This is a genomic window from Curtobacterium flaccumfaciens, assembly GCF_018598405.1.
Lineage (GTDB): Bacteria > Actinomycetota > Actinomycetes > Actinomycetales > Microbacteriaceae > Curtobacterium > Curtobacterium aurantiacum.
Map to the genome: position 1 here is coordinate 174,949 of NZ_JAHEWS010000001.1, position 22,206 is coordinate 197,154.

The following is a 22,206-nucleotide window of genomic DNA, read 5'->3' on the forward strand; positions in this document are numbered from 1 at the left end:
GGCTTCGTCGTGCCTTGCGTGGAGCGCCCTGGTCGGGCTAGTGCAGGGCGCCGACCGAGGCGAGGCCTGCACGGAGCAGTGCGCCGCGACCGCCTTCCATCTCGTCGGCAACGGCGTCGGACGCGGCTTCCATCGGGCTCATCCACGTGAGCTCGAGGGCGTCCTGACGGGGTTCGCACGTGCCCGTGACCGGGACGACGTAGGCAAGGGCGATGGCGTGCTGCCGTTCGTCGGTGTACACCGAGGCGCCGGGCAGTGGGAAGTACTCCGCCACGGTGAACGGCGTCGGGCTCGTGGGGAGCTGCGGGAACGCCATCGGGCCGAGGTCCTTCTCGAGGTGGCGGAACAGTGCGGTGCGGATCGACTCACCGAACATCACCCGGCCGGACACCAGGGTGCGCGCGATCGAACCGCTCGGGGAGACGCGCAGCAGCACGCCGACCTCGGTCACGACGCCGAGTCCGTCGGTGCGGACGGGGACCGCCTCGACGTAGCAGATCGGCAGACGACGGCGGACGTTCGCGAGCTCCTCGTCGGACAGCCAGCCGGAGTCGGGATCGGGGGTGCGCAGCGAGGACATGCACCGTGTCTACCAGGGACGGCGGCGAGTTCGGCGAACGGCGCGGGAGTTGGGGGTGGTTAGCGTTGTCCACATGATCGATGCGGAACTGGTGCAGTGGACCCGGAGTGCCGTGGACCGGAGCGGCACGCCACTGCTCGTGGCGATGCACGGGGTGGGATCGAACGAGCAGGACCTGCTCGGGTTGGCGCCCGCGCTGCCGCCCGCCTGGACCGTCGCGTCGCTGCGAGCGCCGATGCCGTGGGGGCCCGGGTTCAGCTGGTACCCGCTCGGGACGCCGGGCTCCCCCGACCCGGAGGCGGTCGACGCAGCGGTCGCCGAGGTGCTCGACTGGGTCGACTCCGTCGCCGCCGACCACCCGCGGATCGGGTTGCTCGGGTTCTCGCAGGGCGGCTCGATGGCGCTCCAGCTCCTGCGGGCACGGCCGGCGGCCTTCGCGTTCGCGGTGTCGCTGTCGGGGTTCGTGGTGCCGGGCGTCACGGACTCCCGCGACGAGGCCGTGTCGGCCGTGCGCCCGCGGGTGTTCCTCGGGCACGGCGACCTCGACCCGGTGATCCCGGCCGATGCCACCGCCCGGACGCAGGCGTGGGCCGCGGCGCACACCGACGTGACCGACCGCAGCTACGCGGGTCTGCCGCACGCGGTGTCGACGGCGGAGCTGGCCGACGTGGCGGCGTTCATCGACGCCGGGTAGCGCGGAGCGCGCTTCGTGAGCACGAACGGTCGGGTCCGACGTGCGGACCCGACCGTTGCTGCTCACGATGTGCGGACGGACTGGAGGCCCGGTGCCAGCTGGCACCGGGCCTCCAGTCCGTCATGGGGTGACGTCCGTCGCGCGGTGACGTCCGTCAGTCGGCGAGGATCTGGAGCAGGTCCTTGCGGAGCTGGTCCACCTTGGCCGTGGCGGCCTTGGCCTGTTCCTCGGTCGCGGTGCTGCGGTACATCTGCAGGACGCCCATGGTCTTGCGGAGCGCCTCGAAGAACTCGCGCTGGGCGTCCGGGATGCCCGGGGCCCCGTCGAGGGCTGCGGCGATCTCGTCGGCCTTGGCCTCGGTCTCGGCCTTGCCGGCGTCGGTGAGCTCGAAGAGCGTCTTGCGGCCGTCGCCCGACGAGACCACGAGGTCTTCGTCGACGAGCTGCTGGAGCGTCGGGTAGACCGAGCCGGGGCTCGGCTTCCAGGCGCCGCCGGTGCGCTCGGCGATGGTCTTGATCACGGCGTACCCGTTCTGCGGACCTTCGGCCAACAGACCGAGGATCGCGAGACGGACGTCGCCGCGGCGACGGCGTTCGCGGCCGAAGCCGGGGCCGCCGAAACCGGGGCCGAAGCCCATGCCCGGTCCGAAGCCGGGACCGAACCCGCGGCCACCGAAGCCGCGGCCGCCGTGGTCGTGATCACCGCGGTCGCGGCCGGGGAAGCCGGCGCCGTGGTGCTGCCGCGCGCCGCCGAAGCGCGGGCCGCGCGGGCCGAACCCGCGCTGGTCGCGGGGGGACGTGTTGCTGTCGTCGTCATACGAGGGGCGCATGAGGAGTCCTTTCTTCGTGCTGAGTCGACTCGCGACCGGTCTGACCTGATCGTCTTCGTCGTATCGCGATGTGTTTACGATAGATCGGTAACTATCGCTCTGTCAAGGGGTACGGGCGCTCGGCCCGCTGTCGGTGGTGGCGGGCAGGATGGGACGGACCATGACGGACGTCTTCGAGCGCTTCTCTCCCGCCACCTCCGAGTGGTTCCGCGGCGCCTTCGACGCACCGACGCCCGCACAGGCCGGGGCGTGGGACGCGATCTCGACCGGGCAACACGCGCTCGTGATCGCCCCGACCGGTTCCGGCAAGACCCTGGCGTCGTTCCTGTGGTCGATCGACCGGCTCATCAGCGCGACCGACCGCCCGCCGGCCAAGCAGCGCACGCGGGTGCTCTACGTCTCGCCGCTCAAGGCCCTCGGCGTCGACGTCGAGCGCAACCTGCGGAGCCCGCTCGTCGGCATCACCCAGACCGCCCGCCGACTCGGCACCGAACCGCCGGACGTCACGGTCGGCGTCCGCAGCGGCGACACCCCGTCGTCCGACCGGCAGAAGCTGTTGCGCCAGCCGCCGGACATCCTCATCACCACGCCCGAGTCGCTCTACCTGATGCTCACCTCGCAGGCGCGCGAGACCCTCGTGAACGTCGACACCGTCATCGTGGACGAGGTCCACGCGGTCGCCTCGACCAAGCGCGGAGCACACCTGGCGGTGTCGCTCGAGCGTCTCGACGACCTGCTCGACAAGCCCGTGCAGCGCATCGGGCTCTCGGCCACGGTGCGCCCGCCGGAAGAGGTCGCGCGGTTCCTCGGCGGCCGAGCACCCGTGACGATCATCGCGCCGCCCGCGCAGAAGACCTTCGACCTGCGGGTCGTCGTCCCCGTCGACGACATGACCGAGCTCGGTGCACCGCCGGTCGGCGCGGACGCGTCCGAGTCGCCGACCAACGGGTCGATCTGGCCGCACGTCGAAGAGCGCGTCGTCGACCTGATCGAGGAGCACCGGTCGACCATCGTCTTCGCGAACTCGCGCCGGCTGGCCGAGCGGCTCACGGCGCGGCTCAACGAGATCCACGAGGAGCGCGTGCTGGCGGCGGCCGGTGACGGCGTGCTGGTGCCGACGGGTGCGTCCACGGACGACGACGGGCTCCCCGCGGCGCGGGGCCGACCACAGTCACCGGCCCGCACCTCGGCGCACGCCGTCGCTCCCCAGGGCACGAAACGGCCGCCGGCGCAGATGATCGGCGGGTCCGGGCAGACGGGCGGCGGGGGCTCGGACGCCTCCGTGCCGGTGCTCGCGCGTGCGCACCACGGATCGGTCTCGAAGGACCAGCGCGCGATCATCGAGGACGACCTGAAGTCCGGTCGGCTGCGGTGCGTCGTGGCGACGAGTTCGCTCGAGCTCGGCATCGACATGGGCGAGGTCGACCTGGTCGTCCAGGTCGAGGCGCCGCCGTCGGTCGCGAGCGGCCTGCAGCGCGTCGGTCGCGCCGGACACCAGGTGGGCGAGATCTCCCGGGGCGTGCTGTTCCCGAAGCACCGCGCCGACCTGGTCAACAGCGCGGTCACGGTCGAGCGGATGGTCGCCGGGCAGATCGAGTCGATCTCGGTGCCGGCGAACCCGCTCGACGTCCTGGCGCAGCACACCGTGGCAGCGGGGGCGATCGACACCCTCGACGTCGAGCACTGGTTCGAGCTCGTGCGACGGAGTGCTCCGTTCAGCGGCCTGCCCCGGTCGGCGTTCGAGGCGACGCTCGACCTGGTCACGGGCCGGTACCCGAGCGACGAGTTCGCCGAACTGCGGCCCCGCCTGGTCTGGGACCGCGTGCACGGCACCCTGACCGGACGACCCGGCGCCCAGCGACTCGCGGTGACGAGCGGTGGCACGATCCCGGACCGCGGCATGTTCGGCGTGTTCATGGTCGGCGAGAAGGCGTCCCGCGTCGGCGAGCTCGACGAGGAGATGGTCTACGAGTCGCGCGTCGGCGACGTCTTCGCCCTCGGAGCGACGAGCTGGCGGATCGAGGAGATCACCCACGACCGCGTCGTCGTGAGCCCCGCGTTCGGGCAGCCCGGACGCGTGCCGTTCTGGAAGGGCGACGGCATCGGCCGGCCCGCCGAGCTGGGGCGCGCGACCGGTGCGTTCGTGCGCGAGGTCGAGGGCGCCTCGGACGACGACGCCCGTGCCCGCGTCGCCGCCGGTGGCCTCGACGAGCGCGCCGTCACGAACCTGCTGACCTTCCTGCGCGACCAGCGTGCGGCCACCGGCCACGTACCGAACGACACCACGCTCGTCATCGAGCGGTTCCGCGACGAGCTCGGGGACTGGCGGCTCATCCTGCACTCGCCGTACGGCATGCAGGTGCACGCGCCGTGGGCCCTGGCCGTCGCCGCCCGGCTGCGCGAACGGCACGGCATCGACGGCGACGCGATGGCCGCCGACGACGGCATCGTCGTGCGCATCCCCGAGACCGACGCCGAGCCGCCGGGCGCCGACCTGTTCGTGTTCGAGCGCGACGACCTCGAGGCCCTGGTCACCGACGAGGTCGGCGGTTCCGCCCTGTTCGCCGCGCGGTTCCGCGAGTGTGCGGCACGGGCGCTGCTGCTGCCCCGACGGAACCCCGGGCAGCGGTCGCCGCTCTGGCAGCAGCGGCAGCGGGCCTCGCAGCTGCTCGAGGTCGCGCAGAAGTACCCGACGTTCCCGATCGTGCTCGAGACCGTGCGCGAGGTCCTGCAGGACGTCTACGACGTGCCGGCCCTGCTCGGGATCGCCGACGACATCGCCGGACGCCGGATCCGTCTGGTCGAGACCGAGACCGAGCAGCCGTCACCGTTCGCGCGGTCGATCCTGTTCGGGTACGTCGCCGCCTTCATGTACGAGGGCGACTCCCCGCTGGCCGAGCGTCGGGCAGCGGCGCTCTCGCTCGACTCGACGCTGCTCGGCGAGCTGCTCGGTCGGGCCGAACTGCGCGAACTGCTCGACCCCGCGGTCATCGCCTCGGTGGAGCGCGACCTGCAGCGGCTCTCCCCGGACCGCCGTGCCCGTGACACCGAGGGCCTCGTGGACGTGCTGCGGCTCGTCGGCGCGCTCGACCTCGACGAGGCGGTCGACCGGAGCTGGCTTGCCGACACCGCCGACCGCCCAGCGGCCACCGCGGAACTGCGCAGCACGCTCGAAGTGCTCGAGCGCGACCGCCGGGTCCTGTCCTTCTCACACGCCGGCGCGACACGCTGGGCCGTGATCGAGGACGCCGCGCGCCTGCGGGACGCCCTCGGGGTGCCGCTGCCGATCGGCGTGCCCACGGCGTTCATCGAGCCCGTCGCCGATCCCCTCGGTGACCTGATCGGCCGCTACGCCCGGTCGCACGGGCCGTTCTCCGCACAGGAGGCTGCCGGTCGCCTCGGGTTGGGCATCGCCGTCGTGCAGGACACCCTGCGCCGGCTCGTCGCCGACCGCCGGGTGGTGGAGGGCGAGTTCCGCCCCGACCGCCAGGGCGCGGAGTGGTGCGACGCCGAGGTCCTGCGCCGGATCCGGACGAAGTCCCTCGCCGCCCTGCGACACGAGGTCGAACCGGTCTCGCCGGACACCCTCGCCCGGTTCCTGCCCGCGTGGCAGCACGTGCAGACCCCCGGGACCCGCGGTGGGCTCCGCGGCGTCGACGGCGTCCTGCAGGTGATCGACCAGCTCGCCGGGGTGGCCCTGCCCGCCAGCGCCTGGGAGACCCTGGTGCTGCCGTCGCGCGTCACCGACTACTCGACGAGCATGCTCGACGAACTGACCGCCACGGGCGAGGTCCTGTGGTCCGGCGGGGGCACCCTGCCCGGCAACGACGGCTGGGTGCGCCTGCACCTGGCCGACACCGCGGCGACGACGCTCGCCGAGCCCTCCGGTGACGAGACGACCGAGCTGCAGCGCGACGTGCTCGGGGCCCTCGCCGGCGGTGGCGCGTACTTCTTCCGCCAGCTGGGCCAGGCCGTCGGCAGCAGTGACGACCAGGCGCTCACCACCGCGCTGTGGGACCTGGTCTGGGCCGGGCAGATCACGAACGACACGTTCGCCCCGCTGCGGTCGATGCTCGGCGGCAAGGCGAAGAGCTCGAGTGCACCGCGATCACGCGCGTACCGCGGCCGACGGCGTCCGACCATGCCGACGCAGTCCGGGCCGCCGTCCGTCGGGGGGCGCTGGTCGCTCCTGCCGCTGGCCGAGTCCGACTCGACCGTGCGGGCCGCCGCGACCGCCGAGCAGCTGCTCGAACGCTACGGCGTCGTCACCCGCGGTGCCGTGCAGGTCGAGGGCGTCCGGGGCGGTTTCGCCGGGGTGTACCGGGTGCTCTCGCGCTTCGAGGAGTCCGGCCGCGCTCGTCGCGGGTACTTCGTCGAGGGGCTCGGAGCCGCGCAGTTCGCCACCGGCCCGACCGTCGACCGGCTGCGCACCTACGCCCGCGACCTCGGCGACGACGAACGCGACGACCCGGACCGGAAGCGCGAGGCACTCACGCTCGCCGCGACCGACCCGGCGAGCCCGTTCGGGGCCTCGTTGCCGTGGCCGACGGGCGACGCAGACTCCGGTGTCGCGGCCGACGATGTCGAAGCCGCACCGTCGGGGACTGCGGTCGGCAGCGGCGCGAAGACCACGCGGGGCCACCGGCCCGGGCGCAAGGCGGGTGCCCTCGTCACGACCGTCGACGGCAAGCTCACCGTGTACGTGGAGCGCGGTGGCAAGTCGGTGCTGACCTTCACCGACGACGCCGCCGACCTCGCTGCCGCGGCCGCCTCGATCGCCGGCATCGTCCGGACCGGGCTGCGGAAGCTCTCGGTCGAGCGGGTCGACGGGGACTTCGTGCTCGAGACGCCCCTCGGCGGCGCGCTCCGCGAGGCGGGGTTCACGGCGACCCCGCAGGGGCTGCGGCTCCGTGTCTGAGGCGAGCCGCGCCTCCCGGCAGTGCAGCGACCACGTGCCGGAGGTGACCCGTGCCTGAAGGCGACACCGTCTACCGGGCGGCCCGCCGCCTGCACACCGCGCTCGCGGGCAAGGTCCTGACCACGAGCGACTTCCGTGTGCCCGCGTTCGCCACCCTCGACCTGGTCGGCCGCACCGTCGACGAGGTCATCCCCCGCGGCAAGCACCTGCTGCACCGCATCGGCGACCTGACCGTGCACTCGCACCTCAAGATGGAGGGCCGGTGGGACGTCTACGCGCCGGGTGACCGCTGGCGACGGCCGGCACACCAGGCGCGGGCGGTCCTGGGCGCCGAGGGGGTCTCCACCGTCGGTTTCGCGCTCGGGGTGCTCGAAGTGGTCCCACGCGACCAGGAGTCCGAGGTCGTCGGACACCTCGGGCCGGACCTGCTCGGGCCCGACTGGGACGCCGACCTGGCCCTCGCCAACCTCACGGCCGACCCGGAGCGCCCGGTCGGGCTGGCGCTGCTCGACCAGCGGGTGCTCGCCGGGCTCGGCAACGTGTACCGGAACGAACTCTGCTTCCTGCGCGGCGTGCTGCCGACGCGTCCGGTGGGACAGGTTCCCGACCCGGCGCGGACGATCACACTCGCCAGTCGGCTGATCCTGGCGAACCGGGACCGCAGTGCGCGCGTGACCACCGGCGTCGACCGCCCGGGCGGGCGGTTCTGGGTCTACGGCCGCGCCGGCAAGCCCTGTCTTCGGTGCGGGACCCCGATCCGGCACGGCGAACTCGGCGACTCGGAGCTCACCCTGCGCGACACCTACTGGTGTCCGCGCTGTCAGAGCTGACGCGCCGGGTGCAGGCGCGACGCCGCGGTCGTTCGGACGGCGTCGGTGACCCGTTCGAGCAGCGGCGACGCCAGGTTCCAACGCTGCCACCACAGCGCCACGTCGGCGTGCCGGCCCGGAGCCAGCTCGACCAGGACACCGCGCTCGATCGCTTCGAGGCACTGCGCCTCGGGCAGCAGCCCCCACCCGAAGCCGAGCGTGACGGCTCGGGCGAAGTCCGCCGAGGTCGGGACGAAGTGGCGCGGGCCTCCGGGGGCGTGCCCGAGGACCTGGCGCAGGTACCCCTGCTGCAGGTCGTCGTCACGGTCGTAGTCGACGAGCGGGACCTCGTCGAGCCGTCGGAGCATCCGCCGCTCGGTCCCCGTGTCGCCGAGGTACCGGGCGACGAAGGTCGGCGATGCCACCGCCCGGTAGCGGTCGATGCCGAGCGGCACCGACGAGCAGCCCTGCACCGGGTCCGCCTCGGCCGTCACCGCACCCATCACCGTGCCGGCGCGGAGCAGCTCGGCGGTCCGGTCCTGGTCCTCACGGTGCAGGTCGAAGACCACCTCGGTGTCGGCCCGCACGAGGGCGAGGGCGTCGAGGAACCAGGTGCCGAGCGAGTCGGCGTTCACGGCCAGCGGGATCGAGGGCACCAGCGACGATCCGCCGCCGAGTGCGCGGGAGGTCTCCTCGTCGAGCAGGCGGACCTGTCGCGCGTGCCGGAGGACCACCTCGCCGTCGGCGGTCGGGTGCACCGGGGTGGTGCGCTGGAGCAGGACCCGTCCGACCTGCTGTTCCATCGACTTGATCCGCTGGGACACCGCGGACGGGGTGATCGCCAGCGCGCGGGCCGCGGCGTCGAGCGTGCCGTGGTCGACGGCCGCGAGCAGGGTCTCGAGGTGTTCGCGCTGGAACCGTGGCATGCAGCTGAGCTTACGGCGGTGCAGGAACATGAGCTGTACTGCACGCCGCCCGGGGCCTAGCGTCGGGGACGTGACGGAACTCCTCCCCCTGCTCTCCGGCCTCGGCACCGGGCTCGCCCTCATCGTCGCGATCGGCGTGCAGAACACCTACCTGCTCCGCCTCGCCGTCAGTGCCGGGCTCCGGGTGGTGGCCGCTGCGGTCGTGGTGTGTGCCCTGTCGGATGCGCTGCTCATCGTCGCCGGGGTGCTCGGCGTCGGTGCCGTGGTCGAGCGGTTCCCCGTGGCGCTGCTGGTGATCCGGTTCGTCGGTGCCGCGTTCCTGCTCGCCTACGGGGTGCTCGCGGCGCGGCGGGCGCTGCGGCCCTCGGGGGATGCGATGCGGGTCGCGGACGAGGCCGCCGACGACGGTGTTCCGGAGCGGACAGCCGGTGGCGACGCCGCCCGCGCAGGGGCTGCTGCGGGCAGTGGTGGCGACCGTGCCGGGACGGTGGCGGCAGGGCGGACGCGCACCGTGCCTCCCGGCCAGGTGGTGACCATGCGGACGGCTGTGCTGACCATGCTCGTCTTCACGTGGGCCAACCCGCACGTCTACCTGGACACGCTGGTGTTCCTCGGGTCGGTGGCGAACCAGCAGGGCGCGGACCACCGGTGGCTGTGGACGATCGGTGCCGTCGCGGCGAGCTGCCTGTGGTTCGCCGGCGTCGGGTTCGGCGGGCGGCTGCTCCGGCCGCTGTTCGAGAAGCCGCTGACCTGGCGGGTGTTCGACGGCCTGGTCGCCGTCGTGATGCTCGCGTTCGGCGTGCTGCTGCTCGCCGGCGCGTAGCGGCGCGGCGGCGCGCGGCGCGGCGGGCGGCGGGCGGCGGGCGGTGGATGCAAAACACCGGTGTCCACACGTCGCGCCGCGGTCTGCGGGTGTGCAACGTGCGAACACCGGTGTTTTGCGGGCCAGGTTGACCCGCGGAACGGCCCCTACTGCATGCCCTGGCCGACGCGGCTGTGGCGACGGCTGTAGCCGAAGTAGATGACGAAGCCGATCGCCAGCCAGACGACGAACCGGAGCCAGGTCTCGACCTCGAGGTTCAGCATCAGCCAGAAGCACAGCACCGCCGAGATGATCGGCAGCACCGGGGACCACGGCACCCGGAAGGCCCGCGGGGCGTCCGGCCGCGAACGACGCAGCACGATGATGCCGATCGACACCAGGACGAACGCGGACAGTGTGCCGATGTTGATCATGCCCTCGAGCTTGTCGACCGCGGTGAACCCGGCCAGCAGGGCGACGACGACACCGGCGACCACCTGGACGCGCACCGGGGTCTGCGTCTTCGGGTTCGTCTTCGAGAACCAGCGCGGCAGCAGGCCGTCGCGGCTCATCGAGAACACGATGCGGGACAGACCGAGCAGCAGCACCATGACGACGGTGGTCAGCCCGATCAGGGAACCGATGGCGATGATGCCGGCGGCCCACGGCAGCCCGACGATGGTGAACGCCGAGGCCAGCGACGGCGTGTCCTCCTCGGCCAGGCGCTGGTACGAGACCATGCCGGTGATGACGATGCTGACGCCGACGTAGAGCAGCGTCACGATGCCGAGGCCGATGAAGATGCCGCGGGGCAGCGTCTTCTGCGGGTTCTCGGTCTCCTCGGCACTGGTGGCGACGACGTCGAACCCGATGAAGGCGAAGAACACCAGCGACGCCGCGGCGAGCAGGCCGAAGACGCCGTACTGCGCGGGCTCCGCACCGGTGAACCACGACACGAGCGACTGGGTCCACACGCTGCCCTCGGCACCCTTGGTCGGCTCCGCCGGCGGGATGAAGGGGGTGAAGTTCGCGGCCTTGACGAAGAACGCACCGGCGACGATCACGAACACGACGATGGCGACCTTGATGACCGTGATGACGGCCGACACCCGCGACGACAGGCGGGTACCGAAGGCGAGGAGCACCGTGAAGATGCCCACGATGAGCACCGGCCCCCAGGTGAACGGGATCGGGCCGAGCTGGATCGTGCTCGGCAGGTCCACGCCGAAGACCCCGAACGCTTCGCTGAGGTAGATGCCCCAGTACTTCGCGATCACGGCACTGGCGGTGAGGGTCTCGAGGATGAGGTCCCAGCCCACGATCCAGGCGAGCAGCTCGCCCATCGTGGCGTAGGTGAACGTGTACGCGGAGCCGGCGACGGGGATCGTCGACGCGAACTCGGCGTAGCACATGATCGCCAGGCCGCAGGTGACGGCGGCGAGCAGGAAGGAGATGATGACGCCGGGCCCTGCGAAGTTCGCGGCGGCGTTGGCGCCGACCGAGAAGATGCCCGCACCGACGGCGACCGCGATCCCCATCGCGGCGATGTCGAACGTCTTCAGGGAGCGTTTCAGGGACCTGCCCTGCTCCTCGGAATCGGCCAGGGAGGCCTCGATCGACTTGATGCGGAGCTTCGTTGCCATGGGGTGGATCCCGTCATCGGCTGGGCGGCGGACCTCGGAAGGGTACTGGTGTGCCAGCGTGTCACGCAAAGCGTCCGGCCGGACGGTGGCTCGGTCCGGCGACGGACGGGAGGCCCGGCACCGGTCCGGCGCGCAGCCTGCGGCCGCGGGGTGCGTCAGCGGGCCGCGGGGTGCGTCAGCGGGCCACGGGTTGCGTCAGCGGCCGGCGCGCCAGTCCGACAGGAACCGCGCGCCGGCCTCGTCGTGGATCACGCCGTCGGGCGCGGTGAGTACCGGGTAGGGCGTCACCGGCACACCGTCGGCGGGACGCACGTCGACGTGCGCGACGTCGTGGCCGTGCTCGTGCAGCCAGTCCGCCATCGCGTAGTCGCTCCGGGAGTCGCCCATGGTGCGCCAGGCGACGGGGAGTTCGCCGTCCTGCGCGAGGAGCTCGAGCGAGCGTTCGGCGCCGAGGTCCTTGCCACTGCGATCGGACTCGACGTCGGTCGAGATGATCGTCGGGTCGATCCGCCACTGCACGGCACCGTCGGTATCGGGTCGGACGTCGTCGAGGCGTCGGACGCCGAGCCCCCGACGCTCGAGCGCGGCCATCGCCTTCGCGTCGAACTCCGGCTGGCGGGCGAGGTACGTGGCGTTCGGTACCTCGACGCGCTGCTCGATCGACACCATGGCGCGCTTCGTCTCGTCGAAGAACACCAGGTCGGCGTACTCGGCGCGGACCAGCTCGCGCATCTCGTCGGCGTAGTCACGCGGCAGCGCCAGGTCCTCGGCGACGGTCAGCTCGCCCATGCCGCCGTCGTACTGCGGGCCGATCGAGCACCACACGGCGCCCTTCTCGCAGACCGCGTGCACCCGCCCGCCCTCGGCGAGCCCACCGGCGAGCAGCGGGCCGACGACCTCGGAGCGGATGAACGCGTCGCTGCGACCGGTGTTGAAGACGATCGGGATGCCCTCGGCGGCGAGCGCCACGAGGTCCGCGACGATGCTCGGGATCGCGATGGTGCGGGAGACCGGGCTGGCGATGGGCCCGTCGACGTCGAGCAGGAGACCGAGGCGGGGTGCGTTCACCCGTCCATCCTCTCGCAGTCAGCTGCTGGGCGAGACGATCCGGTCGCGGACGCGGTCGACCAGCGCCCCGAGGGCCTTCGGGTCGGGCACGTGTCCCTGCCCGGGCACCTCGGCGTACTCCGACCCCGGGACGGCGTCCACGACGGCACGGGCCGCACGGCGCATCCACTCGAGTCCGTCGCCACCGGCACCGACGAGCACCGGGACCCCGACCGCTGCGGCGACCCGTTCGGGGACGGCGAGGCCGTTCAGCACCCGGACATCGCGGCTGAGCACGTGGGCGTCGACGACGAGAGACCTCCAGAGCGAGCCCTTGAGCCGGAGTGCGGTCACCTGGCCCATCGGGACGCCGAGCACCTGGGTCAGGAAGCCGCGGACGGCCTGGGCGCGGCGGCCGGCACCGACGTGCTCGTCGAGCAGGTCGGCGAAGACGACGTCGTCGGCGTGCGGGTCGACCGAGGCGCGGTACGGCGGCTCCCACAGGACGGCGCCGTCGACGGGCAGTCCGGTGGCGAGCCCGTGCAGCACGACACCGGCGCCGACGCAGATGCCGACGGCGGTGGTCGGTGCGCCGATGCTCTCGACGACGGCGCGCAGGTCGTCGACCTCACGCTCGATCGCCCACGACGCCGAGTCGCCGCTCGCACCGCGGCCACGGCGGTCGTAGGTCACGACGCGGTGGGAGGATCCGAGCTCGGCGACCACGCGGTCGAGGTACGGGGTCCCCCGGTGGTCGAAGGCGCCCCCCGCGACGACGACCGCCGGTCCGTCCCCGGCCTCGGAGACGGCGATGGCTGTGCCGTCGGAGGAGACGACCGTTCGGTCGACGGGAGGGAGCATGGGGTCCTTTGCGGGCTGTCGACGGCGATGCGTCGGGCCTCGGAGGGGACCGTGCGGATTACCGGTCCTCCGAGTGTCGCAGGCGTGGGAGTCCGTGTCTCCCCCCGCTTCCAGGGGCAGAACACCGCCGCTCGACACCGCGTGGGTCGCCGTGCCATGCTGTTTGAGTACACCTGTACTCATACGCCAACGCCACTGCATCGGGGACCCCGTGACGCTCATCGCCATCATCGTCTGCGAGATCGCGTTCTGGGTCGCGATCCTGGGCGGCCTGACCACCCGGTACCTGCTGCGACGTCCTCGGTTGGGGGCGGCGCTGCTCGTCGCAGCACCCGTGATCGACCTCGCGCTGCTCGCGGTCGTCACCGTCGACCTGCTCGGTGGCGGGACCGCTTCGTGGCACCACGGACTCGCGGCGATCTACATCGGCTTCTCGGTCGCGTACGGGCACCGGATGATCGCCTGGGCCGACGTCCGGTTCACGCACCGGTTCGCCGGTGGCCCGGCACCGGAACGCCTGAGCGGACGGCGGCACACGGCCCGGTGCTGGGGCGACGTGCTGCGGACCGGGCTCGCCGTGCTGATCGCCGGTGGGGTCATCGGTGCGCTCGTCCTCGTGGTCGGGGACCCGGAACGCACGAGCGAACTGCAGGGCACGGTCGCGCTGCTCGGGGTGATCCTGGGCATCGAACTGCTCTGGGCGATCAGCTACACGATCTGGCCGCGCCGGACCGCCACCGCAGCCGCGAGCCCGGCCGGACCGTCGAGCCGGCCGTAGGCTGACCCGGTGCCACGCCGTGTCGACCTCGAGGAACGGGGATCCCTGGTGGCCGCGGCCTGCCTGCGGATCCTGGAGCGGGACGGCCTGGGTGCCCTGTCGGTGCGGAACGTCGCGGACGAGGCTGGCATCGCCCCGGCGTCACTCCGGCGGGTGTTCCCGACGCAGCACGCACTGCGGGAGCACTGCCTGACGATCATCGAGGAGCGCGTCATCGCTCGGCTCACGGCCCTGCGCTCGACCGGCCGCGCCCGCGCGCTGGACGTCCTCGCCCAGGTGCTGCCACTCGACGCCGAGCGCACGACCGAGATCCTGGCGCAGGTGCAGCTCGGCGTGCTCGCGCGCACCGACGAACACCTGGCCGCGAGCGCCCGACGGCTGAACGACGGGGTCCGCCGGGTGTGCACCCGGGCGCTGGAGGTCCTACGTGAAGACGGCAGCTTCGGCGCCGATCGCGACCTGACCGACGAGGCCGACCGGCTGCACGCGCTGATCGACGGGCTGGCGATCGAGCACACGTGGGATCCGACGGCACGTGCGCCCGAGCGCGTCCTGGCGCTCGTCGAACTGCACGTGGACAGCCTGCGCGGCGCGCTCGCCTGATGCCTCAGCGACCCCGGTAGACCTCACGCCGATGCCCGGCGCGCACGACGACGACCACGAGCCGCCCGTCGTCGATCAGGTAGATCACGCGGTAGTCACCGACCCGGACACGCCATTCCGGGCTGTTGACGAGTCGACGAGCCGCGGGTGGACGTGGCTCGTCAGCCAGGATCGCGAGAACCCCTTCGACGAGTCGTCGGGCATGTGGCGGTAGTTTGCGGATGGCACGCCCCGCACTCGGTTCGAACTCGATGTCGTAGGTCATCCCAGACCGAGTTCGCGCCTGAGGTCCTCCCACTTGACGTTCTCGCCGCCGATGCGCTCGTTCTCGAGTCGGGCCTCTTCCACCGCCTTCAGGTCGTCCAGGTCCTCAGCCGCCTCGAGCAACCGGTCGAGGACGGCCGCGTCGACGACGGCCGCGACGCGCTTGTTGCGCCGGGTCAGGTAGACGGGTTCGTGTCGGGCGTCGTCGATGATCGACGCCAGACGGCCACGGGCTTCGGAGATCGACACTTCGCTCACCTGTACATTCTAGAGCGTTTTGTACAAGTCAGACGAGTGCCGTGGTACCGACCGACTCCCGTTCGAGCAGGGACCGCTTGACGTCGAGCCCCCACGCGAAGCCCCCGAGCGTGCCGTCCGAGCGCAGCACCCGGTGGCACGGGACGAACAGCGCCGGGGCGTTCCGGGCACACACGCTCGCCGCCGCCCGCACTGCGTCGGGCCGGCCCATCGCCGCCGCGAACCCGGTGTAGGTCAGGGTGCCGCCGGCCGGGATCCGGCGGAGCTGGCGCCACCCCTCGGTGAAGAGCTCGGTGCCGAACTGCCGGACCGGCACCTGCATGGCGTGCTCGACCTCGCCCGAGTAGAAGGCGTCGACGGCCTCGACCGAGGCGACCACGCCGTCGAGCACGCGGTCGGGGCGGTGGCGATCGGCCAGGCGGGCGAGGATCCGCTCGACGGAGTCGGTCCACCCGGAGGCGAGGACCCTGCCCTCGGCGTCTTCGAGCACGGTGAACGGCCCGTCGGGGGTGTCCAGGGTCTGGATGGTTGCGTCGGTCATCGGTCGTCCTTCCGGGGGTCCTTTGAGGCACGGGCTGCACGGGCACCGGCGGTCGTCGTCATCGCGCGGTCGATGATCGGTCGCCAGCAGTGCATCGTGAGGTAGCTCCGCCAGGGGGCCACCTGCTCCGACCATAGGGAGAGCTCACGAGCCGTACCGGGCAGCCCGAGTTCCTGTGCACCGTTCCGCACCGCGAGGTCGCTGTGGAGGAAGATGTCGGGGTGGTGCCGGACCCGCAGCGCGACGTAGTCGGCGGTCCACGGGCCGATGCCCTTCACCGCGAGGAGTCCGTCGCGCAGGTCACCGAGGGACTGCCCACCGTCCACCACCAGGGACCCGTCGGCGAGCGCCGCAGCCACCCGCAGGATCGTGTCGACACGCGCCGCCGGACCACGCAGGGCCCCGTGCCCACGGGCCGCGATCACCGCCGCCGACGGGAACAGCAGCCCGCCGGGCCGGATCGCGTCCGGTGCCAGCGCACCGAGTGCGGCCACGAGCCGGGTCTGCGCGGTGCGCGCTGCGGCCACCGAGACCTGTTGGCCGATCAGGGTGCGGAACACGACCTCGTGCGCGTCCACCGCGCCGGGGAGTCGGAGGCCGGGCACCCGGGCGACGCGCTCGGCGAGTTCGGGGACGGCTCGGAGGACGGCGTCGACGGCGACCGGGTCGGCGTCGAGGTCGAACAGTGCTCGGACACGGGCCACGAGCGCCGGCAGGTCGGAGAGGTCGGTGACCCGCACGCGCAGGTCGATGCCGGTGCCCCGCCCGGCCGTGTCGGGGACTGCGGCCGACGCGCTGAACCAGCCCGGGCCTCCAGGCAGGTCGAGCAGCCGTCCGTACGACGTGACCCGGCCGGCGGGGTCGGTGTCCACCTGCTCCGTTCCCGGCAGGGAGTGCAGCGCGTGCCAGTCGAGCAGGCCCTGCGCGTCGAAGGGTGCCCGGGCCGGCAGGTGGACGTGCAGTGCCCCGTCACCGCCGTCACCGACGGAGCCGCCGGAGCCGACGGAGCCGCCGGAGCCGCCGGAGCCGCCGGTGGCACCGTCGCCTCGCCCGGACCGTCGTGCGCGGAGCTCGGTCGGGGTGACGGCGAAGACCTCGCGCACGGTGTCGTTGAACTGTCGGACGCTGGTGAAGCCCGCGGCGAACGCGACGTCGGCGACGGGCAGGTCGGACGAGGTCAGCAGGGTCCGCGCGGTCTGCGCACGGTGCGCCCGGCTGAGTGCCTTCGGTCCGGCACCGAGCTCGGCCGTCATGATGCGGTTGAGCTGCCGCTCCGAGTACCCGACGCGCGCCGCGAGTCCGGGGACGCCGTCACGCTCGACGACGCCGTCGAGGACGAGCCGCATCGCGCGACCGGCGACGTCCTCGCGCAGGTCCCACTCCGGGCTGCCGGGCGTCGCCTCGGGCAGGCAGCGCTTGCAGGCGCGGAAGCCCGCGAGGTGCGCCGCGGCGCTCGTCCGGTAGAAGGTGACGCCGGTGACCTTCGGCGTGCGTGCCGGGCAGCTCGGTCGGCAGTAGATGCCGGTGGAGTGCACGGCGGTGACGAACTGGCCGTCGAACCGCGCGTCGCGCGAGGCGACGGCTCGGTGGCGTTCGGCGTGCAGCGCGTCCGGCTGCGCGTCGGTGTCCGGGCTGGTCATGGGCTCAGCCTGACACGCGCCACCGACCGCGACTGGCGGGAATCGGACGGAGCGGTGCGCGGTCGGGCAGAAGACGCCGGCGTGTCATCCTGACGCCTCCATGTGCGCGAGACGCCTCCGAATCTCGCGGCGTCTCGCGGAGCGCGCGGCGTCCCAGGGACACGACGGCGTCTCACCGTGTCCACACAGAACCGCTCGATCTGGAGGCCCGGCTAGCGTTGGCCGCATGACTCCCGCAGACGACGTGGCCGGTCCCGGCGACCGGGTCGGTCCCGACGACCTGCCGTTCCGGACCGAGGTCGAGATCGCGCTGCTGCTCGTCTCGCCGCGGCACCGGTACGAGGGACGCCCGACGGACGGCGCACGGCCCGTGGGAGCGGACGATCCGGACGAGTCACGCGATCGCATCGAACTCCGGGCGGGGCTGGGCATCATCGGGGACCGCTACTTCGCGGCCCGGGCGCACGTGCACGCTTCCGTCACCCTGATCGGGCTGGAGGGGCTCGAGGCGGTCGGTGCGGCGATCGGTGCGACCGTCGACCCCGCGGCGACGCGGCGGAACGTGTTCCTGCGGGGCGCCGACGTCGAGGCGCTGCGGGGCGAGCCGTTCTCGCTGGAGAGCCTGCTCCCCGGTGGCGACGGTAGCGACGCCCTCGGTCGTGCCGTCCGGTTCCGCGGCTACCGGGCGGCGAATCCCTGCGCCTGGATGGACCACGAGGTGGCACCCGGGGCGTTCCGGGCGATGCGCGGCCGGGGCGGCGTGCGGTGCGACCCGGAGTCCGACGGTGTGCTCACCCTCGGTCCGGCGGTGCTCCGCACGGCTCGCCCCGTTGCGCTCGACTGACGCGGTCGCCGGCCGGCGCGGCGGCTGCCCGACGCTCAGGCGGTGAGGGCGCTCTCGATCGCGTCGACGAACGCCGGCAGGTCGTCCGGGGTGCGGGAGGTGATGAAGCCGCCGTCGACCTGGACCTCCTGGTCGACCCACTCGGCTCCGGCGTTGCGCAGGTCGGTCTGCAGCGACGGGAACGAGGTGACGGTCTTGCCGGACAGCACACCCGCCTCGACGAGCGTCCACGGGCCGTGGCAGATCGCCGCGACCGGCTTGCTCGCCTCGGCGAAGGCCTGTACGAGCGTCGCCGCGCGGGACTCCTGGCGCAGCGTGTCGGCGTTGATCGTGCCACCGGGGATCACGAGGGCGTCGAAGTCCTTCGCGTCCACACCGGCGATGGTGGTGTCGGGCTCGAGGGTCTGCCCCGGGTCCTTGTCGCCGACCAGGGTCTGGATCGTGCCGGTCTCCTTCGCCGCCACGGTCACCGAGGCACCGCGCTCACGCAGCTGCTCGGTGGGGACGACGATCTCGTCCTGCTCCACGCCGTAGTTCGTCGTGATGACGAGGATCTTCTTGCCGTCGAGGGTTGCCATGATCGCTCCTTCCGCGGCCCGGTCGTTCCGGCCGCGCACCCGAGGGTCGTCGGGGCCCGCTGGGCACGCGTGCAGGGGCCGCTCGGGTGCCGGGTCGGGCGGTCGCAACACCCCGCTCACATCCGCCGGGCGGTCACGAAGCGTCGGCTGGCCGCGGCGCAGCCGACGGTTCCTGACCACTCAGTGCAGGCCGCGCGGGGTGTCCTGACCAGCCGGCGAGGCGCCGTGGACGCGCCCACCGGCGGCCTGGAGGCGCGGTGCGGGCCCGCCACGGGCCTCCAGGCCGCCATCCGAGCGGTCGCGACACCCCGCTCACGTCCGCTTGGCGGTCACGAAGCGTCGGCTGGCCGCGGCGCAGCCGACGGTTCCTGACCACTCGGCGCAGGCCGGGCGGGGTGTCCTGACCGGCGGGGCGTCCAGGACGGGTGCCGCGCTCAGCCCCGGATGCGGAAGGCGTCGCCGTCGCGCTCGACGGTGAGCCCGTCGTAGCCGGGGATGCGGTGCAGCCCGTCGGTCACCGGGTGTTCGAGGGGACCGACGACGACCGTGGTGGCACCGGAGGCGATGGCGGACTCGAGCCCGGCGGGGGCGTCCTCGAACGCCACGCAGTCGGCCGGGTCGACGCCGAGCAGAGCGGCACCGCGCAGGTAGCCGTCGGGGTGCGGCTTGCCGTGCTCGACGTCCTCCGAGGGCACGAAGGCCGCGGGCACGGCGAACCCGGCGGCCGCCATCCGGCCCGCGGCGAGGTCACGCGGCGCGCTCGTCACGAGGGCGACCGGGACGCCGAGTTCGACGAGCCGCTGCACGAAGGCGACGGCACCGGGGATCTCGAGGATGCCCTCGGTGCTCGCGGTCTCCTCGGCGACGAGTTCCGCCGCGATCCGCTGCTGCTCGGCGAGGGGCAGGTCGGGCAGGAAGCGGCGCAGGGTGTCGATCGCCTGCCGCCCGTGCGAGAACGCGAGGATCTCGTCGGGGTCGATGCCGTTCGCGTGGCCGAACCGGGTCCAGGTGGCCTCGACCACCGCGGTCGAGTCGACGAGGGTCCCGTCCATGTCGAAGAGGACCCCGGACGCCACGATGTCGATCACGCGCCCGACCCTAGTCCACGGGCCCGACCGTCCCGGTGGTCAGCGCGCGACCGGGGTCAGCGCGCCCGGACGTACCGGGTGAGCAGCACGTCGCCCGCACCGCGCAGCACGTGCGCCGGGCGCATCCGCCGGAGTTCCGGGGACGACCCGCGGGCGATGCGCGGCCCCTCGCCGCCCTCGAGCGACGGGTCGATCGTCAGGGTCAGCTCGTCGACGGCGTCGGCTGCGATGAGTGCCCCGAGGAACGACGGCCCGCCCTCGCAGTGGATCATCCCGAGGTCACGGTCGGACAACAGGCCACGGATCCGTCCGGCGTCGACCGAGTCCGGGTCGTCGTCCGCGCTGCAGGGCACGACGTCGGCGACCTCGGCGAGCACCCGGCCCGTCGACGAAGCGGCTGCCGTCGCCGACGTCAGGACGATGGGCCGCACCGGCGCCTCGGTGAACACCCGAGACCCCGGGTCGAGCGACAGCGACCCGGTGACGATCGCGAACACGGGGTGGTCCGGCTTGCCGTGCGCCCGCCGCCAGGCGACGTCGGCGTCGTGCAGGACCATCGGCCCGTAGCCTTCGTCGCGGACGGTGCCGGCGGCGACGAGCACGACGTCGGCCACCCGGCGGAGCAGGTCGAAGACGCGCAGGTCGTCGTCGCCGCCGAGCGATCCGGACACCCCGGCGGCCGAGGCAGAGCCGTCCAGCGTCGCGACGAAGTTCACCCGGAGCCAGGGGTCCCCGGCGTCGGCGGTGTAGAGCTCGAGCAGGTCGTCGTCGGACAGGTCCGCGATCGACGGGGGCAGGACGTTCACGTGTTGTGCCTCGATTCCACCGGGGTCCGCCAGCCGAGTGTGGCCTCGACCATCCGCATCGCGTCGACGCTCTCGGCGACGTCGTGCATGCGGACGATCCGGGCGCCGAGCATCGCGCTCACGGTCGCGACGGCGAGCGATCCGGCAAGCCGTTCACCACGGGGGCGTCCGAGCGACTCCCCCACGAAGTCCTTGTTGGACACCGCGGCGAGCACCGGGTAGCCGAGCGCGACGACCTCGGGCAGCCGACGGGTGAGTTCGAGCGTGTGCACGGTGTTCTTGTGCAGGTCGTGGCCCGGGTCGACGATGATCCGTGACTCGGGGATGCCGGCGTCGAGCGCCCGGTCGACCCGTTCGCGGAGGAACGCCACGACCTGCCCCGCGACGTCGGCGTACTGCGGCGGAGCCGGCAGTCGCTGGCGCGGTGCTGCGAGCGAGTGCGTGATGACGACGGTGGCCTCGGAGTCGGCGACCACGGCGGCCATCCGCGGGTCGGACAGGCCGGTCGTGTCGTTGACGACGCTGGCCCCGGCAGCGATCGCCGCTGCGGCGACCTCGGGCCGGAAGGTGTCGACGCTGATGACGACGTCGGACTCCTGCGCGAGCTGCTCGACGACGGGCACGACCCGGTCGATCTCGTCGGCGGCCGGCAGCTCCGGGCCGGGGGCGAACTTCACGCCGCCGATGTCGACCCAGTCGGCACCCTGCTCCGCTGCGCGGACCGAGGCCGCGACGGCCCGGTCGAGCTCGAAGGTCGCGCCGCGGTCGTGGAACGAGTCAGGGGTGCGGTTCACGATCGCCATCACGGCGATGCGGTGGTCGAAGTCGATGGTGCGGCGACCGAGCGTCCGGACCGGGTGGCGCAGGTCCGGCACGACCCAGCCGGGTCCAGCCGTGCCCGGTGCACCCGAGACGCTTTGGAGGCCCGTCATTCGCCCGCCCCGGTGCTCACGTCGTGCCCGTCGCCGGTCGCACGCCCCGCGCCGATGAGCGCGATCGCCTCGGCCCGCCCCGCGGCGTCGGCCAACGAACCGGTCGCCGCCACCGTCACGGTCGTCGAACCGGTCTGGCGCTCCCCACGCGTCGTGACGCACTGGTGCTGCGCGTCGAGGACCACGAGGACCCCCTCGGCACCGAGCCCCTCGGCGATGGTCGCGGCGACCTGTTCGCCGAGTCGCTCCTGCAGCTGCGGTCGGGAGGCCACCGCGTCGAGCACCCTGGCCAGCGTGCCGAGCCCGATGAGCCGGTCGCCCGGTGCGTACGCCAGGTGCGCGACGCCGAGGAACGGCAGCAGGTGGTGTTCGCAGACCGATCGGAACTTGACGTCGCGGACGATCACGAGCTCGCCGCGCTCCCCGTCCTCGGCGTGCACCGTGCCGTCGCGGGCGATGGCGACCGCGTCGGTGCCGATCCCCGCGAAGAACTCGGCGTACGAGTCGGCGACCCGGGCCGGAGTGCGGGTGAGTTCGGGGCGGTCGGGATCCTCTCCGATGGCGAGCAGCAGCTCGCGCACGGCGGCCTCGACGCGGGCACGGTCCATGCGTGACGTCACCCGCTCATCCAACACCAGCCCTGGCCGGAGAACGCGAGCGGACACCCAGCGCGAGGCTCGCGGACGGCGTGGGACGGGCCTCCCGGCTGCTCCAACCTGTGAGACCCATGTGACACGCTCGAAACCCAGCGTCCTTTAAACTCTC

22 protein-coding genes are annotated in these 22,206 nt (G+C 72.9%); 7 read left to right on the plus strand and 15 right to left on the minus strand.

From position 1 onward, the window contains the following. Positions 1-37: 37 nt before the first annotated feature. Entirely contained in the window at positions 38-580 is a 543-nt protein-coding gene (locus KK097_RS00860) for an NUDIX hydrolase family protein (protein ID WP_214529482.1), read from the minus strand. A 73-nt stretch (positions 581-653) separates the two neighbouring features. Between KK097_RS00860 and KK097_RS00865 the strand changes: the two genes are divergently transcribed. Beyond that, positions 654-1,274 carry an alpha/beta hydrolase gene (locus KK097_RS00865; RefSeq protein ID WP_214529483.1) on the plus strand — a complete coding sequence of 207 codons (621 nt, stop codon included), beginning with the start codon at positions 654-656 and terminating at the stop codon, positions 1,272-1,274. Between the two features lie 154 nt (positions 1,275-1,428). Here the strand turns inward: KK097_RS00865 and KK097_RS00870 are convergent, their stop codons facing one another. Next, positions 1,429-2,103, minus strand: coding sequence for a PadR family transcriptional regulator (locus KK097_RS00870; RefSeq protein ID WP_027466765.1), 675 nt, complete (start codon positions 2,101-2,103; stop codon positions 1,429-1,431). A 160-nt stretch (positions 2,104-2,263) separates the two neighbouring features. On the opposite strand from KK097_RS00870, the gene KK097_RS00875 reads away from it, so the two are divergent. Both KK097_RS00875 and KK097_RS00880 read left to right on the plus strand, forming a co-directional pair. Then, positions 2,264-7,021: an ATP-dependent helicase gene (locus KK097_RS00875; protein ID WP_214543371.1), complete on the plus strand. Its 4,758-nt coding sequence runs from the start codon at positions 2,264-2,266 to the stop codon at positions 7,019-7,021. Positions 7,022-7,071: 50 nt separating this feature from the next. Next, entirely contained in the window at positions 7,072-7,851 is a 780-nt protein-coding gene (locus tag KK097_RS00880; RefSeq protein WP_214543372.1) for an Fpg/Nei family DNA glycosylase, read from the plus strand. On the opposite strand, the gene KK097_RS00885 is transcribed toward KK097_RS00880, so the two are convergent. After that, positions 7,842-8,756 carry a LysR family transcriptional regulator ArgP gene (locus tag KK097_RS00885; RefSeq protein ID WP_214543373.1) on the minus strand — a complete coding sequence of 305 codons (915 nt, stop codon included), beginning with the start codon at positions 8,754-8,756 and terminating at the stop codon, positions 7,842-7,844. The two genes, KK097_RS00880 and KK097_RS00885, sit on opposite strands and share 10 nt — an antisense overlap. 70 nt (positions 8,757-8,826) lie before the next feature. On the opposite strand from KK097_RS00885, the gene KK097_RS00890 reads away from it, so the two are divergent. After that, positions 8,827-9,579, plus strand: a complete 753-nt coding sequence (locus tag KK097_RS00890; protein WP_214543374.1) for a LysE/ArgO family amino acid transporter — start codon at positions 8,827-8,829, stop codon at positions 9,577-9,579. 146 nt (positions 9,580-9,725) lie between these two features. On the opposite strand, the gene KK097_RS00895 is transcribed toward KK097_RS00890, so the two are convergent. From KK097_RS00895 to KK097_RS00905, 3 genes are all read right to left on the minus strand, one after another. Beyond that, entirely contained in the window at positions 9,726-11,201 is a 1,476-nt protein-coding gene (locus KK097_RS00895) for an APC family permease (protein WP_214543375.1), read from the minus strand. A 195-nt stretch (positions 11,202-11,396) separates the two neighbouring features. Beyond that, a complete protein-coding gene (locus KK097_RS00900) occupies positions 11,397-12,269 on the minus strand; it encodes an HAD family hydrolase (protein ID WP_214543376.1) in 873 nt (290 codons plus the stop codon). 18 nt (positions 12,270-12,287) lie between these two features. Beyond that, positions 12,288-13,109, minus strand: a complete 822-nt coding sequence (locus tag KK097_RS00905; protein ID WP_214543377.1) for an alpha/beta fold hydrolase — start codon at positions 13,107-13,109, stop codon at positions 12,288-12,290. A gap of 211 nt (positions 13,110-13,320) precedes the next feature. Between KK097_RS00905 and KK097_RS00910 the strand changes: the two genes are divergently transcribed. Further along, a complete protein-coding gene (locus KK097_RS00910) occupies positions 13,321-13,887 on the plus strand; it encodes a hypothetical protein (RefSeq protein ID WP_214543378.1) in 567 nt (188 codons plus the stop codon). A 9-nt stretch (positions 13,888-13,896) separates the two neighbouring features. Beyond that, on the plus strand, positions 13,897-14,490 hold the full coding sequence (locus KK097_RS00915) for a TetR/AcrR family transcriptional regulator (protein WP_214543379.1): 594 nt from the start codon (positions 13,897-13,899) through the stop codon (positions 14,488-14,490). Positions 14,491-14,494: 4 nt separating this feature from the next. Here KK097_RS00915 and KK097_RS00920 read toward each other — a convergent pair whose 3' ends face one another. From KK097_RS00920 to KK097_RS00935, 4 genes are read right to left on the minus strand one after another with little or no spacing between them, the layout of a single operon-like run. Then, on the minus strand, positions 14,495-14,755 hold the full coding sequence (locus KK097_RS00920; RefSeq protein WP_071250103.1) for a type II toxin-antitoxin system RelE family toxin: 261 nt from the start codon (positions 14,753-14,755) through the stop codon (positions 14,495-14,497). After that, the gene (locus KK097_RS00925) at positions 14,752-15,012 is read right to left on the minus strand and encodes a type II toxin-antitoxin system prevent-host-death family antitoxin (RefSeq protein ID WP_071250100.1); all 261 of its coding nucleotides are present in this window, start codon (positions 15,010-15,012) and stop codon (positions 14,752-14,754) included. Before KK097_RS00925 ends, KK097_RS00920 begins: the two co-directional genes overlap by 4 nt. A 28-nt stretch (positions 15,013-15,040) precedes the next feature. Continuing rightward, positions 15,041-15,553, minus strand: coding sequence for a methylated-DNA--[protein]-cysteine S-methyltransferase (locus KK097_RS00930; RefSeq protein ID WP_214543380.1), 513 nt, complete (start codon positions 15,551-15,553; stop codon positions 15,041-15,043). Beyond that, complete coding sequence (locus KK097_RS00935; RefSeq protein WP_214543381.1) at positions 15,550-17,193, minus strand: AlkA N-terminal domain-containing protein; 1,644 nt, start codon at positions 17,191-17,193, stop codon at positions 15,550-15,552. The genes KK097_RS00930 and KK097_RS00935 overlap by 4 nt, the downstream gene beginning before the upstream one ends. A gap of 226 nt (positions 17,194-17,419) precedes the next feature. Between KK097_RS00935 and KK097_RS00940 the strand changes: the two genes are divergently transcribed. Next, the gene (locus KK097_RS00940) at positions 17,420-18,037 is read left to right on the plus strand and encodes a molybdenum cofactor biosysynthesis protein (protein WP_214543382.1); all 618 of its coding nucleotides are present in this window, start codon (positions 17,420-17,422) and stop codon (positions 18,035-18,037) included. 35 nt (positions 18,038-18,072) lie between these two features. Here KK097_RS00940 and KK097_RS00945 read toward each other — a convergent pair whose 3' ends face one another. From KK097_RS00945 to folE, 5 genes are all read right to left on the minus strand, one after another. Then, on the minus strand, positions 18,073-18,615 hold the full coding sequence (locus tag KK097_RS00945) for a type 1 glutamine amidotransferase domain-containing protein (RefSeq protein WP_071245566.1): 543 nt from the start codon (positions 18,613-18,615) through the stop codon (positions 18,073-18,075). A gap of 434 nt (positions 18,616-19,049) precedes the next feature. Beyond that, entirely contained in the window at positions 19,050-19,703 is a 654-nt protein-coding gene (locus KK097_RS00950; protein ID WP_214543383.1) for an HAD-IA family hydrolase, read from the minus strand. A gap of 56 nt (positions 19,704-19,759) precedes the next feature. After that, complete coding sequence (locus KK097_RS00955; protein WP_307858320.1) at positions 19,760-20,509, minus strand: pyrimidine reductase family protein; 750 nt, start codon at positions 20,507-20,509, stop codon at positions 19,760-19,762. After that, positions 20,506-21,441 carry a dihydropteroate synthase gene (gene folP / locus KK097_RS00960; protein WP_214543384.1) on the minus strand — a complete coding sequence of 312 codons (936 nt, stop codon included), beginning with the start codon at positions 21,439-21,441 and terminating at the stop codon, positions 20,506-20,508. Before folP ends, KK097_RS00955 begins: the two co-directional genes overlap by 4 nt. Next, positions 21,438-22,049 carry a GTP cyclohydrolase I gene (folE, locus tag KK097_RS00965; protein ID WP_214543480.1) on the minus strand — a complete coding sequence of 204 codons (612 nt, stop codon included), beginning with the start codon at positions 22,047-22,049 and terminating at the stop codon, positions 21,438-21,440. The genes folP and folE overlap by 4 nt, the downstream gene beginning before the upstream one ends. Positions 22,050-22,206: the final 157 nt, after the last annotated feature.

Bases quoted from the DNA above. Each gene is read 5' to 3' on its own strand.
- KK097_RS00860 (WP_214529482.1), bottom strand. From the start codon at position 580: ATGTCCTCGCTGCGCACCCCCGATCCCGACTCCGGCTGGCTGTCCGAC.
- KK097_RS00865 (WP_214529483.1), top strand. From the start codon at position 654: ATGATCGATGCGGAACTGGTGCAGTGGACCCGGAGTGCCGTGGACCGG.
- KK097_RS00870 (WP_027466765.1), bottom strand. From the start codon at position 2,103: ATGCGCCCCTCGTATGACGACGACAGCAACACGTCCCCCCGCGACCAG.
- KK097_RS00875 (WP_214543371.1), top strand. From the start codon at position 2,264: ATGACGGACGTCTTCGAGCGCTTCTCTCCCGCCACCTCCGAGTGGTTC.
- KK097_RS00885 (WP_214543373.1), bottom strand. From the start codon at position 8,756: ATGCCACGGTTCCAGCGCGAACACCTCGAGACCCTGCTCGCGGCCGTC.
- KK097_RS00895 (WP_214543375.1), bottom strand. From the start codon at position 11,201: ATGGCAACGAAGCTCCGCATCAAGTCGATCGAGGCCTCCCTGGCCGAT.
- KK097_RS00905 (WP_214543377.1), bottom strand. From the start codon at position 13,109: ATGCTCCCTCCCGTCGACCGAACGGTCGTCTCCTCCGACGGCACAGCC.
- KK097_RS00920 (WP_071250103.1), bottom strand. From the start codon at position 14,755: ATGACCTACGACATCGAGTTCGAACCGAGTGCGGGGCGTGCCATCCGC.
- KK097_RS00930 (WP_214543380.1), bottom strand. From the start codon at position 15,553: ATGACCGACGCAACCATCCAGACCCTGGACACCCCCGACGGGCCGTTC.
- KK097_RS00935 (WP_214543381.1), bottom strand. From the start codon at position 17,193: ATGACCAGCCCGGACACCGACGCGCAGCCGGACGCGCTGCACGCCGAA.
- KK097_RS00940 (WP_214543382.1), top strand. From the start codon at position 17,420: ATGACTCCCGCAGACGACGTGGCCGGTCCCGGCGACCGGGTCGGTCCC.
- KK097_RS00945 (WP_071245566.1), bottom strand. From the start codon at position 18,615: ATGGCAACCCTCGACGGCAAGAAGATCCTCGTCATCACGACGAACTAC.
- folP (WP_214543384.1), bottom strand. From the start codon at position 21,441: ATGACGGGCCTCCAAAGCGTCTCGGGTGCACCGGGCACGGCTGGACCC.
- folE (WP_214543480.1), bottom strand. From the start codon at position 22,049: ATGGACCGTGCCCGCGTCGAGGCCGCCGTGCGCGAGCTGCTGCTCGCC.